We start from the raw sequence: 16,400 nt of genomic DNA, 5'->3' as shown, positions 1-16,400 counted from the left end.
ACGTGCTGTAGACTGGTTTCCCATCATGAAATTGAAGGTTTAAATCGGGTCAGGTCAGCATTTAATTGTAATGCCGGTTGTCACTATTGTTTTATTTTTAATACTCCAGCGTTAATTACGGCTAAAACTGGCGAATCAGCATATTTTATTTTCCTTTCTTACATTAGTTTCCTCTGCCAGTGTCGTCTGACAGAGGGTCCGGTAATGGCCAGAGAAAATGTTTCAGCAACTCCGGGAAGGGGTCGTATAACGTGGATGGATGCCCTGAGAGGGCTTGCCATTACCATGGTGGTTTATCTACACAGTGCCGATTCAATGGCGCTCAAGTTTGATGACCTTGATCCCATCTTTACCCAGATCAACGGTTATTTTTCACCGTTCAGAATGCCGGCACTGATGCTGCTCTCGGGCTTGCTGGTGGCGGGCTCCATGCGCAAGGGTGCCGATCGTTACTTCAAGGGCAAGATGTCGGGGATTCTTTATCCCTATGTGATCTGGTCAATCATTTCCTACGGCCTTTTTATATATAGAGCGCATTTTAACGGCAAGCCTGTCGTCGATTTCTGGCATTCGCTGTTTTTTGAGCCCATGGCCTATCTGTGGTTTATTTATTACATCTTTTTTTATTACGTTATTGCCTATTTTGTTCTCAGGTTACATTGGAGTGTTTCCATTCTGGGATCGCTGGCGCTCTACCTGGTCCTGAAGGATACCGAGTTCGACCGCTTTATATTTCACCTGCCGTTTTTCATTCTCGGTGGTGTGCTGGGCTATCATCTGCAGGCCTTCAAGCATTTTATCGAGCGTACCAGCTGGCTCGCTGTTCTGGCGCTGGCGGGTCTGGTGACTTGGTATGTCATGGCCTATCACGGTCTTGTGGCCACCGGTGGCGCCTATCAGCCCATTTCCATGGTGCTGGCACTGGCGATGACCCTGGTACTGCTGCGTCTTGTCACCTTTAAATGGGTAGCTCCGGTACTGCGTCCCTTTGAGTGGTTCGGTCGTAATTCTCTGGTGCTTTTTCTCGTGCATTTCCCGGTGACCTGGGTGGCGCCCGTGGTGCTTGCTCGAGTGGTACACGGCAATCCGGATATGGTCTTTCCGATCTACTTCCTGGGCGTACTGGCCGTCAGCTCACTGGCAGCGGTCATGAATAACCGCAGCAAGCTGGTATCATTACTGTTTACTGCCAATGTATTGATCAATCGCAAAAAAGCCGACCGATCCGAAGCGCGCCTCGGCAGTGCGAGCGTCGCTCGTTAACAGGGTGCTGAAGATGATTTGACTGATTGCATGACCGGCCTTGAGCCGGTCATGTGCTTTCCCGCCAAAAGATCAGCCTCTGCCGACAAGTGCAACGAACCCTGAAAGCCCCTAGAATGTCGGCATTCATGTGGCCGGGGAGATATTCCGACCATGTCTTTCAGGGCCTGAACGGGAGTACTCATGAGCGAGGGCGTACTGCACTTTTTCTTTATTACGACAGGCGCAATCCTGACGCTTTTATTCTTCCCGCTGCTGGTCATGGTGCTTTTCAAGATACTGCGGCGCTGGCGCGAGGAAAAACGCTCTCGGCACTGAAGGAAGCACCGCAGTACTAAATGCCCGACATGTCGCAACGACATGTGTGGGCTATGGCACTTTACCTGACCGTAACAACACGACAGGCAGCGCGATGGTTGACCGCTGCGGAAACGCTGCCACCTTTCTCGTTTGATGTTCTGCCCAGCCCCTTGTAGCCCATGACAATGACATCGGCGTCCAGTCGGTGCGCTTCACGCTCAATCACCTCTGCAGGGGCGCCCTTGCGAACAAGAATGCTGGTATCAATGTCTGAAACGTCAATGGTCTCAAGCGCTGTCTGGATCAGCTGTACGGCAGCATCGTTTTGCGAAGCGCTCGTTACCAGGGGGTCGTCATCCTGTTCGGTAATGACCGGCACGTGTAGCAGATAGAGTCTGGCATGGTTGGCGCGCGCCAGATGCGCGGCGATGTCCAGTGCCTTGTTGGCATTCCCGGATCCATCCAGTGGTACGAGAATTGTGCGATACATCAATTGGCCTCCTGTTGTCCGTGTCATGTCACTGTCATCACGTGCTTCACAAGTATAAAACTGAAACCGTGTCTGTCATGGAAGATTTGCCGTCATGCTCATGGAATGGGCAGGGGAAAAGCCGGGATGAGAAGGGCAGATACTAAAACGCCCGCACCTGAAGGAGCGGGCGTACAGGGGACGTCACCAATCAGAATCGACGACCCAGCAAAAGACCGGCGACCACGCCAATGGCAGCGCCTGCGCCAATATAGCTCCAGGCATTTTCATGCACGTGGCGGTCCAGGTCGCGCGCACCTTCTTCGGTCAGTTCCCAGGCACGGTGTCCTTCATCTTCCACCCGGTCACGAGTCTGGTGCCAGCGTTGACCCAGTTGATCACCGGCCCCCTTGAGACGACTGCGTACCTTTTGACCCGCTGAATCAAGATCATCTTCATAACGCGCTAGTGCGCGCGCGCCACGCTTGTTCAGCTCCTTTTCGTAATCCTTGAGTCGACGAGTGGCTCGGTTATCGCTGGATGAAAAAATGCCCATCTGATGTCCTCCGTTGACGTGCTCAGGCTTGTTTCAGGTCACTACCGGACGTGCTCTGGTCAGTATAGGTAACTGAAAACGTGGGTGTCTTTCTGGTTTATGCAACGCCAGTCGCGGTTGTCGTGACCTGCGCTACCTGATTGGACACTGTACCCAAGCGTAGTTCAGATCAAAACACTTAACCTGGTCTTCATGATGCTGATAACAGACTGTCATACCTTGTATAACTGCTGCACAGGAAAGCGGTTTTTTTTAACTTCGCATGAGTTTTGAAAATTAAGAAACCGATTTTGTTTGAAAAATATGGACAACAGTTCTACTAGTGTTACCATCCTTACACCGCAAGGATGCAGACAGAAGGCAGGACGCTTTCGCCTCATCAGGAGCAGGATTTTCCAGGAAGGAAAAGTGGTTGAAGACGCCATGGATGGCGCCTGATGCTGCCACTGATGCCCCCTGCCGATGATGTCCTGTCATCGTGTCTCTCGTTTTATCCTGATATCGCTTTGACATCATGGCTTCTGGCTGGCTTCGTTAATCGAAGCCTTTTTTTATGCCCGCGTTTTGGGCCGCAGGCGCTCCGAGTCTCATATCGTGGTGGCATAATAGTGAGAGAGGCGGTCTTCGAATCAGCGATGGTCAGGCGTAACATTGTTCGCTTTATTCTCGGAGAGCGCTGTCATGGGATCATCACGTGTACGTGTCCAGATTGTGGATGCCCTGAACCGGCCCGTGGGTAGTGCACGTCGATGTGATATGCGCCGGTTACAGATGTGGCATCGCGCGGTCTACATTTTTGTCGTCGATCAACATGACAGGCTTTGCGTGCAGCACCGCACACCCTGGAAGGACATCTTTCCGGGCTATCGCGACCTTTGTGCCGGTGGGGTAGTCGATGCCGGCGAATCCATGGCTTGCGCTGCGCGTCGGGAGCTTCAGGAGGAGCTGGGGCTGTTACTGGCGCTGAACTACTGCCTGAAACTTCATTTTGAAGACGGCATGAATGCCTTTGGCAGTGTTTTTCTGGCGCGTTATCACGATCAACCCATGACGCTTCAGCCCAGTGAAGTGGCAGGCATCGAGTGGCTGACGCTGAGTGAAGCGCTGGCGGTCGAAGATGCCACGCCTGATTCACGCCGGGCCCTGAAAGCCCTTGTTGATCAGGGATTTTGGCCATAAATGCCTGCCCGAAGGCAGGCATCATGCGCCATCAGGTCTGGTATGCTTCTCTCACCCAGCCATTGCGATAGTCGAGCGCCGGAATATCATCACCTGACAGCCAGATCGGGCCATCCAGATCGACGATGGCGGCGTGGGCGGCGACCGGCAGGGCTGCGCGCATGGCCATGGAAGTGCCCAGCATGCAGCCCACCATGATGGCCATATCATGCTGGCGAGCTTCTTCTATCATGGCCAGGGCTTCGGTCAGGCCGCCGCTCTTGTCGAGCTTGATATTGATCATCTCGTAGCGGTCACTCAGCAGGGCGATATCCTCCCGGGTATGGCAGCTTTCATCGGCGCACAGCGCCACCGGGTGGGCAAAGTCGGCCAGCACGCCATCCTCTCCAGCAGGCAAGGGCTGCTCGATCATTTCGACATCGAGCTGTGCCAGTGCCTGACAGTAGTTTTCCACATTTTCCGGTGACCATGATTCGTTGGCATCAATGATGATGCGCACGTTCGGAGCTGCGTCCCGCACGGCACGCACCCGCTCGACGACCAGTTCATCGTTGAGCTTGATCTTCAAAAGCTGAGCGCCCTGTGCCAGTTCCTGACGGGCCGCCTCGGCCATCTCTTCCGGTGTGGCGATGGAAATGGTGTGGGCCGTGACGATTTCCCGCCCCATTGGCGGGCCAAGGCGTGCCGTCGGCGTCGTGCCTTCCATGGCGCACTCCAGTGACCACAGGGCGCAGTCCAGCGCATTGCGTGCAGGTCCCGCCGGCAGGCGCTCAAGCAGTGCCTTGCGATCAATACCCTGTTCGATGGCCAGCGATACTTCATCGATCTCTTCCATGACCGACTCTGCGCTGTGGCCATAGCGTGGGATCGGCTTGCTTTCTCCTGTACCGACATACCCGTCCTGATGGATCTCGACACGGATCACCTCGATCGAAGTACTGGCACCACGAGCAATCACGAACGGCCGATCCAGCTGCCATGTCTGGGTGTAGCGCTTGAGCGTACGCATTACATGGCTCCTGTCGTAAAGGCGGCGACCAGCGGTTCGATGCCAAAGCGGATGGGGTCGGTGGCCGGGACGCCAAACTGCTGGCTCAATGACGAAAGCTCGCGTCTGGCGGTCTCTTCATCTACCTGAGAGGTGTTGACGGAAAAACCGGCGAGCTTCACGTCGGGGTTGGTCACTCGAGCCGCCCTCAGGTTGGCATCGATACATTCGGCCATATCAGGCATGGGACGATTGGGCAGGTGGCGCATATGAGGTCGGCCCAGTTCATGGCACATCACGATGTAGTCGGGCTGGGCCCCGTGTAGCAGGCCGAGACTGACGCCGGCATAGGCCGGATGAAACAGTGAGCCCTGACCCTCGATGACATCCCACTGATCGTCGTCACCGGCCGGACTGAGCCACTCCACGGCACCGGAAATGAAATCGGCAATGACGGCATCGATGGCCACGCCTTCACCGGCCACCAGCACGCCGCACTGCCCGGTGGCACGAAAGCGTGCCTTGAGTCCGGCGTTTTCAAGCCCACGCTGCAGGGCCAGTGAGCTGAACATCTTGCCCAGCGAACAGTCGGTGCCGACGGTCAGTATGCGCTTGCCGCTACGGGGTTCGCCGGTGCCCACCTCCAGCGGCGGGTGGCTGTGACGGATGTCATGAAGTGTGGCCCCATGCTCGCGTGCAAGCGCTGCCACCCCTTCAATGGCATCAAGGCGCTGATGCATGCCGCTGGCCACGTCCATACCGTGTTCGATGGCCTGACAGATGACATTACGCCAGTGTGCCGGCAGTTTGCCGCCCGAGTTGGCCACGCCAATGACCAGTGTGCGTGCACCACGAGCAACCGCTTCCTCGATGCTCAGATCCTCGATGCCAACGCTGGTGGTCTGCTCGGTCATGCGCAGCTGACCGACGGCCTTTTCAGGACGCCAGATCACTACGGCGCGCGCCATTTTGGCCGATACGCTGTCTTCGATGTCGCCCAGAAACAGCAGGTAGGGTGAAACAATATCGGCAGGGCGGTAGGGCTGACTTGTCATCACTGGCTCCGAAAAATGGGAATCGTGTCAGTGTCGACGACAATCGCCATAGCTTCGAATACTGTTTTGTCGCTTCGGTATAACCATTGCGTATACCTGATGGCTAATTTGTCTGCCAGCGCCGGGCATGAAGCGAGAGCTGGTCGATCAAAAGCGTTCGTAGTTGATGGGCGGCGTGAGGCTGAGGCACATGGCGCGCCTTTAACAGGGCCACATTCATGTCCAGAGCGGGGGCCAGTGGCAATACCTGAAGCCGGTCGCGATAACGCTCGGCCGTGAAAGGATCCACGATGCCCGTGCCGCCGCCGGCAATGACCAGCTCGGCAATCACGCTATAGGTCTTGACCCGCAGTCGCGCTGTCGGAGCAAGCCCCTCAGCCCTGAGGGCCTGGCCCAGCAGGGCGCCCAGGGGGTCATCTTCCGGCATCAGAATCAGGCCGTGGGCATTGAGCCATTCAAGCGTTAAATGGGCCGGCGCGCTCATCTCCGGTGGCAGAAGCGCCTTCATGGGCGCACGCATCAGATGCTCGCACTCGATGCCTTCCGGTGCCGGCTGCTCAAATGCCAGTGCCATGTCCAGCCGATGCGCAAGCAGTTCATCGCACAGGGTGGAAAAGTGTGAGGTGACCAGCTCAATGCTCAGCGCCGGCAGCTGGCGTTGAAGGGCGATCAGGGCACTCGGCATGACCAGATGGCCTGGCGCATGGGAGGCCCCCAGGCGCAAGTGCTGGTCCACGCCATGGGAAAGCTGACGCCCCAGCTGATCCACCACATCCAGTTGTTTGACCGCCGCCTCGATGGCCGGCCACAGTCGGAGGGCTTCCGGCGTTGGGGTCAGCCCACGCGGATGGCGCTCGAACAGACGAACGCCCAGCGTGGTTTCGGCGTGCGCCAGCGTGCGCGTCACGTTGGGCTGGGAGACATTGAGTCGCCGGGCGGCAGCGCTGACGCTGCCACAGCTGATCAGGGCATGAAAGACTTCGATATGACGCAGTTTCATGTTGGGGCCACGGTGGTAACGGATTTGGCCATGATGACCGCTGTCAGTTGCTCATGCATCATCCCCCCTGGGGCGGACGAGTAAATGTTCGCCCTAGGGCTTCTCGCACTGGCGCTTGCAGGGGGCTGCCTCCCATACGCTGGTGACAAACAGGCCAGAACGATAGACTCTTGTCCGCGTTTTGAAAGCACTGGCCTTTTGTACCAGGTTATGAAAGCTTGTGCGCCGCAAAGGGGTTTTCGAGCCCAGCGGTACCTACCTGATTCGACCATGGAGAATACATGTGGCTTTAAAGAGGCTGTTTCACTGGCTTCGGCTGCCCCTGATGGTGCTTTTGCTGTGCACTGTCCCGGTTGCCGCAATGGCAGAGCCCCAAACGCAGGAGGCCGCTTCGCAGGCATCCGGGCAACCTTCTTATGCGGCGCTGGCGGATCTGCTTGAAAACGAGCAGACGCGTAACGAGATGATCTCGCAGCTGCGCAGTATTGCGCAGGGTGAGTCGCCGTCTTCTGAAGCTGCTCAGAAATCCGGTGCCGCCGGTGTACCGGTTCAGGAGCAGTCTCTGGGCGGACGCATTGCCGAGATAACGCAGGGCTTTGCCCAGGGCGTCGCCGAGGATGTGACCAATGCCATCGCTTCCTTCCGCACTGCCGGGGATGGTGAAGGGGCCGGCCTTCCCTGGTCACTATGGGGCGGTATTCTGCTCGCCTTTGGGATTGCGGTGGTCTCGACGGTAGCCGCCTTTTATGTTTTCCGAATGCTGGTATCGCGCATCTATCGTCGTATCAATGATTGGGTGGCCAGCAAGCCGGCGCCGTCCTCGGCGCCGCCGATCGAATTGGGTGAAGGCGAAGACGTTCAGCAGACGCTCGATGAAAGGGAACAAAAACAGGCTGCCGGTGCTCTTTTACGGCGCTGGGGTGCTGTCGTCGGCGCGCTTTTGATCGATGTCGTCGTGATCGTGCTGGCGGGGGCCGTGGGTTATGTGGTCAGCCTGTTCTTCGCCGGCGAGGCTGGAGAAATCGGTCGGGCTGAATCGCTTTTTATCAACGCCTTCGTGATCGTCGAAATCGTCAAGGCATTGATCAGGATGGTGTTTTCCACGCGCTATGATTCGCTGCGCCTTTTTGCGATGTCGAGCGAGACGGCATCGTACTGGAACCGCTGGCTGGCGCGTGTGGTGGGTATCACCGGCTACGGACTGATGGTGGCCGTACCCATGGTCAATGCCATGCTGTCACCGGCAGCCGGGCAGATCGTCAGTCTGCTTACCATGATTGGCGTCTACATCTATGCCGTGCGGGTGATCCTGAAAAACCGCAAGACGCTGCGCGACAATCTCAATGCCCGGGCAGATGAAACCAGCTTTGCCTTTTTCAGCACCCTGCTGCGTATTCTCGGCCGCACCTGGTATTTGTTTGCGCTGGGCTATTTCACCGTCTTGCTGGTGGTCAGTCAGGTGCAGCCGGCACAGGCACTGCCCTTTATGGCACATGCCACCGTGCAGACCCTGCTGGCGGTCGGGATCGGTGTTTTGATCTCCTCGATTCTCACCATTGCGCTGGCGCGCCGTATCCACCTCTCCGAGAGTCTGCGTGAACGCCTTCCGATGCTTGAAGTGCGCGTCAACTCCTATGTGCCCAAGGCGCTCAGGGGGCTGCGTATCCTTTTGGGTATCTTCGTGGTGCTGGTCATACTGGATGCCTGGCATGCCTTTGACCTGCCGGGCTGGCTTGCCTCGGACAGCGGTAGTGAAACCATCGGCATGATCGTGCATGTCGCGATTATTCTTCTTTTTGCCACGCTGATCTGGACAGTGGTAGCCAGCTTTATCGAGCATCGTCTGAGTGCGGCTTCCGCGCCGAGCGCTCGTGAGAAGACCCTGCTGTCACTGTTTCGCAATGCGATCCTGATTCTGATCGTGACCATGACATTGCTGATCGTACTCTCGCAGATCGGTATCAATATCGGGCCGCTGATTGCCGGTGCCGGTGTGATCGGTCTGGCCATCGGCTTCGGTGCTCAGAAACTGGTGCAGGACATCATTACCGGGGTGTTCATTCAGCTGGAAAACGCCATGAATACCGGTGATGTCGTGGGCGTGGCAGGTCTGACCGGTACGGCCGAAAAGATCACCATTCGTTCGGTAGGGCTGCGCACACTGGATGGTACCTTCCACGTGATTCCCTTCTCGTCGGTCGATACGGTCTCCAACTACATGCGCGACTTTGCCTACCACGTGGGTGAGTACGGCATTGCCTATCGTGAAGACGTGGATAACGCCATTCACCATCTGCGCGAGGCCTTTGCCGAGCTCATGGACAATCCTGATCAGGCCGCCAACGTCATTGAGGACATGGCGGTGCCCGGTGTGGTCTCGCTGGCGGACAGCTCGGTCAACATTCGTATCATGATCAAGACAAAGCCCGGCAGCCAGTGGGGCGTCGGTCGTGAGTTCAATCGTCTGGTCAAAAAGCATTTCGATGCAGCCGGTATCGAGATTCCCTATCCGCATACCACGCTCTACTTCGGTCAGGACAAGAACGGTGGCGCTCCGCCGGCCAACGTTCACGTGCTCGACGAGTATGTGGTGGAAGAAGGCCAGGCCGGTGCGGCAGGCCAGACTCCCTCACGCAAGGGCGCCAAAACCGTTTCTTCAGGGCAGTCAGAGCGCAATCGTCTGAAAGAAAGTGAAAAGCTGCCGGATGAGGATAATGACGAAGGCGAGGGCGACAACGACGTGGATCGTTAAACCAACGTGATCGTCAGCAACGAAGGGGGCATCCAGCGGATGCCCCTTTTTCATGGACGCTTCAGGCGTGCAGATCAATCATCTTGGGTGGCATCGCGCGTTCTGCGTCGGGTGAGCACGACGTCCATGAGCATGTTGTAGCGATGGCGCGTCATCATGGTGGTCAATCCGGAAAAAAGCAGCCAGAAACCCCGGCGCCACCGGGTCAGCTTCCAGACGTGAAAGGTCAGCTGGCGAAGCAGCTGGTCTTCATCAAAGGATCGCCACTCCCCGGCCAGCGAGACCTGATGGCGAACCAGTACCGGCGACATCTCGACGCGATAGATGCGCTCAAGCTCGTCGGTGGTGAAGTCATATTGCTCGATGACATCCGCCATGTTGGCGTAGTCACGCTCACCCGGCTCGCGATCCAGCCACAGCGGTGCCAGCGCCATCCAGAGATCACGACGATGATCGAGCAGACGCTGGGGGTCATTCATGTTGTCATGAGAAGATGACACCGTTTTCACCCTGCAATATTGAAGCGGTTCAGGGACATTGGTCCCGGCTTGTGCGGACACCTGCGCCCGTACCCGGTAAAATACGCGCCAGGCCGCCATGACTCAATTTTGAGTATCGCAGGACATTCAATTGTCCGGCCGTCATTGACGCAGCATTTCTGGAGGGCATTTCATCGGTTGAAATGTCGTTCGTTTCTATTCTGGCAAGAGAGGTGAGTGTGGTTATCCATCCCAAGGTTCGCGGTTTTATCTGTACGACAACCCATCCGGTCGGCTGCGAGCAGAACGTGCGCGAGCAGATCGAGATTACGCGCGCTCGCGGCACCATTGAAGGTGGCCCCAAAAAGGTACTGGTGATCGGGGCATCGACCGGTTATGGCCTGTCGGCGCGGATTACGGCTGCCTTCGGATGTGGTGCCGATACGCTGGGTGTGTTCTTTGAAAAGCCGGGTACCGAGATCCGTCCGGGGTCGGCCGGCTGGTACAACTCGGCAGCCTTTGACCGGCTGGCCAAAGAGGAGGGGCTCTACAGCCGCTCGATCAACGGTGACGCCTTCGCTCATGAAACGCGTGATCAGGCCATCGAGATGATCAAAAACGACATGGGCGGGCAAATTGACCTGGTCGTTTATTCGCTGGCGTCACCGGTGCGCAAGCTGCCCGACAGCGGAGAAGTGGTTAAATCGGCTCTCAAGCCGATCGGTGATACTTATCGGGCCACGGCGCTGGATACCAACAAGGACCAGATCATCGAAGCCTCGGTCGAGCCTGCTTCACAGGAAGAGATCGACAATACCATTCGCGTCATGGGCGGCGAGGACTGGGAGCTCTGGATCGATGCACTCGATCAGGCCGGCGTACTGGCCGAGGGCGCCAGCACGGTCGCCTTCAGCTATATCGGCACCGAAATCACCTGGCCGATCTACTGGCATGGCTCGCTGGGCAAGGCCAAGGAAGATCTGGATCGCGCCGCACAGGCACTCGATACGCGTCTGAGCCAGAAGGGTGGTCACGCCAATGTCGCCGTGCTCAAGTCCGTGGTCACTCAGGCCAGTGCCGCCATTCCGGTCATGCCGCTTTATATTTCCATGGTCTATCGCATCATGAAGGAGAAAAACCTGCATGAAGGCACGATCGACCAGCTCAATCGCCTGTTTCATGAGCATCTGGCTGCCCGGCAATTGCCGGCGCTGGACGACGCCGGTCGCATGCGTCTGGATGATCGCGAGCTTCGCGATGACGTGCAGGATGAATGCAAGGCGCTGTGGCCACAGGTGACCAGTGACAACGTCTTTGAGATGACTGACTACGCCGGCTACAAGCATGAGTTCCTCAAGCTGTTCGGCTTTGACCGTGACGATGTCGACTATGATGCCGACGTCAATCCGAAAGTCGATTTCGACGTGGTACAGCTCTGAGGCTCATTATGGCGGTATTGCGACATGCACGTTTAACGACATGGGCACCCGCGGGGGTGCTGCTGGCCTCCTTGTTGCTATCCGGCTGCCAGAGCGCCTATTACGACGTCATGGAGCAGGCCGGCGTCCATAAGCGCGATATCCTGTCAGATCGAGTCGTTGCTGCCCGTGATGCCCAGCAGGACGCCGATGAGCAGTTTTCTTCGGCACTCGAACGCTATCAAAGCGTGGTGACGGTGCCCGAAAGCAAGCTGTCCCGTGCCTATGGTGAGCTTGAATCCGATTACGAGCGCAGTCAGGCCGCGGCCGAACGGGTAAGTCAGCGTATCGATGCCATCGAAAGCGTGGCGCAGGCGCTTTTCAGTGAGTGGGAAGGCGAGCTGGATCAATATCAGAACCAGACCTACCGGCGACAAAGCGAACGGGAACTTGAGCAGACACGTCAGCGCTACAGTGAAATGCTTGATGCCATGCACCGCGCGGAAGACACCATGCCGCCGGTGCTGACGGCCATGCATGACAATGTCCTGTTTCTCAAGCACAACCTCAATGCGCGCGCCATCGGTGCGTTAAAAGGGGAGGTCAATCAGCTTGAAACGCAGATCGCCACCCTAAGGCGCGAGATGCAGGCCTCGATCGAACGCTCCAACCGTTTTATTGATGGCATGACGCCCATGGACTGATGTCCAATGGCGTTTCGCTCATAAAAGGCAGCCTCCCAGGCTGCCTTTTTTTATGCTGAAAAATTGGCTGCTTAGCCCAGGATCTGATTGATTGTTTAGAAAAGCTTTATAAATACTATTGCTGGCTGATACTTTTACGGCGTATAGGATTAATTAAAAGACAGGATTGAAGCGTAGAAAGCTCGTTAATCAACGATTAAAACAAGGCGACGATCGCTATATATTCACCGGTGCTGAAATTTGTCAGCAATACGGCGGGACAAGGGACGAACGTTATGGCTGCTTACACGGTTGCACGCGTTGATGGCGTGGTCTGGTTACTGGATCCACGGACACCGGTCATTCAGGGAATGGCATTGCCGGAAAATGCAGTGTTGGTTGCAGCCGACGGGGGACGGATCATTCTTTCGGATGGTAATGCCCTGAGTCTGAGCGCCGGTCAGCCCGTCACTCTGGTCAGCACCGGAAACATACCGGAGCTTGTCGCGCAACAACCAGCAGGGGTCGACCCTGAAATTGCTGCGCTGCAGGCCGCCATTGCCGCCGGGCAGGACCCTACTCAGGTACAGCAGGCACCGGCTGCTGGTGCTGGTGCTGCATCGGACGCTGGCGGTGGCGACGCTTCTCAGGGAGGAGGATTCTCCCAGCCCTTTGACGTGGATCGCAGCGGTCGTCAGCAGCAGACCGAATACCGTTACAGCGCCAGTTTCGAGGATGCCGGCACCACGCCCTCTACCTTTAACGGCTTTGCAAATAGCGCCGAAACGGACAATGCTGCGACAGCTCCTGTTGATAGCGGCGACACGGCCACACCTGCAACTCCGGCTCCAGACAGCAATACGACCACGCCTGACGAGCCGCCCACGCCCACTGATTCAGCTGATGGCAGCGATACGACCACGCCCACTGACCCAACGGATGGCGGTGGTACGACCACACCGGTCGACCCGACCGATGGCGATGGCACGACCACGCCCACTGACCCAACGGATGACGATGGTACGACCATTCCGGTCGATCCGACCGATGGTACGACCACGCCCACTGACCCAACGGATGGCGGTGGTACGACCACACCGGTCGACCCGACCGATGGCGATGGTACGACCACGCCCACTGACCCAGCGGATGGCGGTGGTACGACCACACCGGTCGACCCGACCGATGGCGATGGCACGACCACGCCCACTGACCCAACGGATGGCGGTGGTACGACCACACCGGTCGACCCGACCGATGGCGATGGCACGACCACACCTACTGACCCAACGGATGGCGATGGTACGACCACGCCGGTCGATCCGACCGATGGCACGACCACGCCCACTGACCCGACGGATGGCGGTGGTACGACCACACCGGTCGATCCGACCGATGGCGGTGACACGACCACACCTTCCAGAACGCCTATTATTACGGTAGCGCTTGATGCCATCGCCATTGACGATATTGTTAATCAGACAGAGTCCCGGGGGGATGTGGCGTTGACGGGGTGGGGTGGCGAAGACGCCACTGCTGGTGATGCCATAACCGTCACCATTGGTGAGGCTACCTACTCAACGACGCTCGATGACAACCTGTCGTTTTCCATCTCGGTACCCGGTTCACTGCTGATCAATAATCCCTCGGCAACCGTGACGCTGACGCATGAGGAAGGAAATGTCAGCGTTACTGCCAGCTCTACCCGTTCTTACAGTGTCGATCTTGACGCTCCATCGCCGACCATTCAGCTTGATCCAATTGCCGTTGACGACATTGTCAGTGCTGAAGAATCCCGTCAGCCGATTGAACTGACAGGCGTTGTAGGTGGTGACGCCGCCGTTGGCGATCGGATCACAATTCTGGTTGGAGAGGCGCAATTCACTTCAACGGTTGATCAGGACTTTCGGTTCAACGTTGCGGTGCCCGGTAGTGCACTGACAGCGGCCCAAAGCAGCTCTGTTATCGCTGTCATTAGCCACACTGATGCCGCGGGTAACGTCGGTAGTGCCACGACCTCGCGTGAGTATGTGGTGGATGCCAATCCACCTGCCCTGTCGATTGCGCTGGATGCGATCGCTGGCGACAACATCGTCAATGCCGACGAGGCCGGTCAGAGCATCCCGGTGACGGGTGCCGTTTCGGGCGAGTTTGCGGCCGGTGATACCGTCACCCTGACGGTCGGCGATCAGAGTTATACCGGCGTCGTGAACGCCGGCGGCACGTTCTCGATTAACGTGCCGGGCTCGCAGCTTGCTGCCAATAATTCTGTGCAAGCAAACGTTAGCCATACCGATGCGGCCGGTAATATCGGCTCGGCCAATACTGCTGCCAGTTACAGCGTCGATACCGCTGCGCCGATCGTCACGATCAGCCTCGACACCATTGCGGGCGATGACGTGGTTAATGCCACAGAAGCCGGGCAGGACGTTGCCATCACCGGTCGGGCCGGCGGTGATGCCGTGGCGGGTGACACCGTCACCGTCTCGGTCGGTGGTCAGAGCTATACCACCACGGTAGGGCAGAACGGTTCGTTCAGTGTCGCGGTGCCGGGCAGTGTGCTTGCCGCTGCAGGCACCAGCACCGTCAGTGCCTCTGTTTCGCATACCGATGCCGCTGGTAATGCTGGCAGTGCCGACACCACACGTGACTACACGGTCGATACCACACCGCCGGCGCTGTCGATCACGCTCGATACCATGGCCGGTGACAACATCGTCAACGCTGAGGAATCAGGGCTCGATATTCCGGTAACTGGTTCGGTCAGCGGCGAGTTTGTGGCGGGCGATACCGTCACCCTGACGGTGGGCAATCAGACCTACACCGGCGCGGTAAATGCCGACGGCACCTTCTCGATCAACGTGCCGGGCAGCCAGCTGGCCCAGAACAGCTCCATCAGTGCTGCCGTCAGTCACACTGATGTGGCCGGCAATATCGGCTCGGCCAATACTGCGGCCAGCTACAGCGTCGATACCGCTGCGCCGGTCGTCACCATCAGCCTCGATACCATCGCGGGCGATGACGTTGTTAACGCCACGGAAGCCGATCAGGATGTTGCCATCACCGGTCAGGCCGGCGGGGACGCCGTGGCTGGCGACACCGTCACCGTCTCGGTTGGCGGTCAGAGCTACACCACCATCGTGGGTCAGAACGGTGCGTTCAACGTCGCGGTGCCGGGCAGTGTGCTTGCCGCTGCGGGCACCAACACTGTGTCGGCTTCGGTCAGTCACGTTGATGCCGCCGGCAATACCGGCAGTGCCGATACCAGTCGCGATTACGCCGTTGATACCACACCGCCGGCGCTGTCGATCACGCTGGATACGATCGCCGGCGACAACATCGTCAACGCCGACGAGTCCGGTCAGACATCCCGGTGACCGGGTCGGTCAGCGGTGAGTTTGCGGCGGGCGATACCGTCACCCTGACGGTCGGCGACCAGAACTACACTGGCGTCGTGAACGCCGGCGGCACATTCTCGATTAACGTGCCGGGCTCGCAGCTTGCCGCCAATGACGCCGTGCAGGCGAGTGTCAGTCACATTGACGCGGCCGGTAATATTGGCTCGGCCAATACCGCCGTCAGCTACAGCGTCGATACCGATGCGCCGGTCGTCACCATCAGCCTCGATACCATCGCGGGCGATGACGTTCTTAACGCATCAGAAGCCGGTCAGGACGTCGCCATCACCGGCCAGGCCGGCGGGGACGCCGTGGCCGGTGACACCGTCACCGTCTCGGTCGGTGGTCAGAGTTACACCACCACCGTGGGTCAGAACGGCGCGTTCAGCGTGGCCGTACCCGCTGGCAACACGATCGGTGCTGGCTAACGTTGCAGGGCACCAACTACTCGTCACACCGTGTCGATCACGCTCCGCCGGCGACAACATCGTCAATCGATGAGTCATCACCGATGCGGCCGGTAACGTCGGCGATCAGAGCTACACCGGCAGCTGCCGATCACCAGCTTGCGCGATTACACCGTCGACACTCGGCCACCGCCGCCGGCGCTGTCGATCACGCTCGATACCATCGCCGGCGACAACATCGTCAACGCCGACGAGTCGAAAATTACATCGCCAGAGAACATCCCGGTGCACTCGGGGCGCTGGTTCGGTCAACGCGTCCGTTTCGTTTCAGTGCGGACGAGTTTGCGGCGCTGGTGATACCGTCACGCTGACCGTGGGCAACCAGACCTACAACGGTGCGGTAAACGCCGATGGCACTTTCTCGATCAATGTGCCCGGCAGCCAGCTGGCTCA

15 protein-coding genes are annotated in these 16,400 nt (G+C 58.0%); 9 read left to right on the top strand and 6 right to left on the bottom strand.

The genetic code is table 11. The features are described 5' to 3' along the window. Nucleotides 1-255 precede the first annotated feature (255 nt). Both ACUN8C_RS12575 and ACUN8C_RS12570 read left to right on the top strand, forming a co-directional pair. Nucleotides 256-1,263, top strand: a complete 1,008-nt coding sequence (locus ACUN8C_RS12575; protein ID WP_445619527.1) for an acyltransferase family protein — start codon at nt 256-258, stop codon at nt 1,261-1,263. A gap of 183 nt (nt 1,264-1,446) precedes the next feature. Continuing rightward, complete coding sequence (locus tag ACUN8C_RS12570) at nt 1,447-1,581, top strand: hypothetical protein (protein ID WP_257789417.1); 135 nt, start codon at nt 1,447-1,449, stop codon at nt 1,579-1,581. A 61-nt stretch (nt 1,582-1,642) separates the two neighbouring features. Here the strand turns inward: ACUN8C_RS12570 and ACUN8C_RS12565 are convergent, their stop codons facing one another. Then, the gene (locus ACUN8C_RS12565; protein WP_445619526.1) at nt 1,643-2,053 is read right to left on the bottom strand and encodes a universal stress protein; all 411 of its coding nucleotides are present in this window, start codon (nt 2,051-2,053) and stop codon (nt 1,643-1,645) included. Nucleotides 2,054-2,243: 190 nt separating this feature from the next. After that, a complete protein-coding gene (locus ACUN8C_RS12560) occupies nt 2,244-2,588 on the bottom strand; it encodes a DUF883 family protein (RefSeq protein WP_445619525.1) in 345 nt (114 codons plus the stop codon). A gap of 681 nt (nt 2,589-3,269) precedes the next feature. Here ACUN8C_RS12560 and ACUN8C_RS12555 point away from each other — a divergent pair. Then, nucleotides 3,270-3,767 (top strand): NUDIX domain-containing protein, encoded by a 498-nt coding sequence (locus ACUN8C_RS12555; RefSeq protein ID WP_445619524.1) that lies wholly within the window; start codon nt 3,270-3,272, stop codon nt 3,765-3,767. A gap of 31 nt (nt 3,768-3,798) precedes the next feature. Here the strand turns inward: ACUN8C_RS12555 and dgcA are convergent, their stop codons facing one another. The 3 genes from dgcA to ACUN8C_RS12540 form a co-directional block, all read right to left on the bottom strand. Beyond that, complete coding sequence (gene dgcA, locus ACUN8C_RS12550) at nt 3,799-4,776, bottom strand: N-acetyl-D-Glu racemase DgcA (protein ID WP_445619523.1); 978 nt, start codon at nt 4,774-4,776, stop codon at nt 3,799-3,801. Beyond that, nucleotides 4,776-5,810: an N-acetyltransferase DgcN gene (gene dgcN, locus ACUN8C_RS12545; protein ID WP_445619522.1), complete on the bottom strand. Its 1,035-nt coding sequence runs from the start codon at nt 5,808-5,810 to the stop codon at nt 4,776-4,778. Before dgcN ends, dgcA begins: the two co-directional genes overlap by 1 nt. Before the next feature lie 103 nt (nt 5,811-5,913). After that, entirely contained in the window at nt 5,914-6,810 is an 897-nt protein-coding gene (locus tag ACUN8C_RS12540) for a LysR family transcriptional regulator (protein WP_445619521.1), read from the bottom strand. Nucleotides 6,811-7,171: 361 nt separating this feature from the next. Here ACUN8C_RS12540 and ACUN8C_RS12535 point away from each other — a divergent pair, with 361 nt between their 5' ends. Next, the gene (locus tag ACUN8C_RS12535) at nt 7,172-9,562 is read left to right on the top strand and encodes a mechanosensitive ion channel domain-containing protein (protein WP_445619520.1); all 2,391 of its coding nucleotides are present in this window, start codon (nt 7,172-7,174) and stop codon (nt 9,560-9,562) included. 74 nt (nt 9,563-9,636) lie between these two features. Here the strand turns inward: ACUN8C_RS12535 and ACUN8C_RS12530 are convergent, their stop codons facing one another. Next, a complete protein-coding gene (locus ACUN8C_RS12530) occupies nt 9,637-10,041 on the bottom strand; it encodes a DUF7079 family protein (protein WP_445621864.1) in 405 nt (134 codons plus the stop codon). Nucleotides 10,042-10,280: 239 nt separating this feature from the next. Between ACUN8C_RS12530 and fabV the strand changes: the two genes are divergently transcribed. From fabV to ACUN8C_RS12505, 5 genes are all read left to right on the top strand, one after another. Next, nucleotides 10,281-11,480 (top strand): enoyl-ACP reductase FabV, encoded by a 1,200-nt coding sequence (fabV, locus tag ACUN8C_RS12525; protein ID WP_445621863.1) that lies wholly within the window; start codon nt 10,281-10,283, stop codon nt 11,478-11,480. An 8-nt stretch (nt 11,481-11,488) separates the two neighbouring features. Continuing rightward, a complete protein-coding gene (locus ACUN8C_RS12520) occupies nt 11,489-12,163 on the top strand; it encodes a DUF2959 domain-containing protein (RefSeq protein WP_445619519.1) in 675 nt (224 codons plus the stop codon). Nucleotides 12,164-12,438: 275 nt separating this feature from the next. After that, on the top strand, nt 12,439-15,519 hold the full coding sequence (locus ACUN8C_RS12515) for a retention module-containing protein (protein ID WP_445619518.1): 3,081 nt from the start codon (nt 12,439-12,441) through the stop codon (nt 15,517-15,519). Beyond that, nucleotides 15,516-15,968, top strand: a complete 453-nt coding sequence (locus ACUN8C_RS12510) for an Ig-like domain-containing protein (protein ID WP_445619517.1) — start codon at nt 15,516-15,518, stop codon at nt 15,966-15,968. Before ACUN8C_RS12515 ends, ACUN8C_RS12510 begins: the two co-directional genes overlap by 4 nt. A gap of 138 nt (nt 15,969-16,106) precedes the next feature. Next, nucleotides 16,107-16,304, top strand: coding sequence for a hypothetical protein (locus tag ACUN8C_RS12505; protein WP_445619516.1), 198 nt, complete (start codon nt 16,107-16,109; stop codon nt 16,302-16,304). Nucleotides 16,305-16,400 lie beyond the last annotated feature (96 nt).

The organism is Kushneria sp. Sum13 (genome assembly GCF_052692355.1).
The sequence above is the reverse complement of the archived record's forward strand: the minus strand, read 5'-3'. Positions and strand labels throughout refer to the sequence as shown.

Excerpts from the sequence above, each read along its gene's own strand:
- ACUN8C_RS12565 (WP_445619526.1), bottom strand. The coding sequence starts at position 2,053 with ATGTATCGCACAATTCTCGTACCACTGGATGGATCCGGGAATGCCAAC.
- ACUN8C_RS12575 (WP_445619527.1), top strand. The coding sequence starts at position 256 with ATGGATGCCCTGAGAGGGCTTGCCATTACCATGGTGGTTTATCTACAC.
- ACUN8C_RS12555 (WP_445619524.1), top strand. The coding sequence starts at position 3,270 with ATGGGATCATCACGTGTACGTGTCCAGATTGTGGATGCCCTGAACCGG.
- ACUN8C_RS12535 (WP_445619520.1), top strand. The coding sequence starts at position 7,172 with ATGGCAGAGCCCCAAACGCAGGAGGCCGCTTCGCAGGCATCCGGGCAA.
- ACUN8C_RS12560 (WP_445619525.1), bottom strand. The coding sequence starts at position 2,588 with ATGGGCATTTTTTCATCCAGCGATAACCGAGCCACTCGTCGACTCAAG.
- dgcA (WP_445619523.1), bottom strand. The coding sequence starts at position 4,776 with ATGCGTACGCTCAAGCGCTACACCCAGACATGGCAGCTGGATCGGCCG.
- ACUN8C_RS12520 (WP_445619519.1), top strand. The coding sequence starts at position 11,489 with ATGGCGGTATTGCGACATGCACGTTTAACGACATGGGCACCCGCGGGG.
- ACUN8C_RS12515 (WP_445619518.1), top strand. The coding sequence starts at position 12,439 with ATGGCTGCTTACACGGTTGCACGCGTTGATGGCGTGGTCTGGTTACTG.
- dgcN (WP_445619522.1), bottom strand. The coding sequence starts at position 5,810 with ATGACAAGTCAGCCCTACCGCCCTGCCGATATTGTTTCACCCTACCTG.
- ACUN8C_RS12570 (WP_257789417.1), top strand. The coding sequence starts at position 1,447 with ATGAGCGAGGGCGTACTGCACTTTTTCTTTATTACGACAGGCGCAATC.
- ACUN8C_RS12530 (WP_445621864.1), bottom strand. The coding sequence starts at position 10,041 with ATGAATGACCCCCAGCGTCTGCTCGATCATCGTCGTGATCTCTGGATG.
- ACUN8C_RS12540 (WP_445619521.1), bottom strand. The coding sequence starts at position 6,810 with ATGAAACTGCGTCATATCGAAGTCTTTCATGCCCTGATCAGCTGTGGC.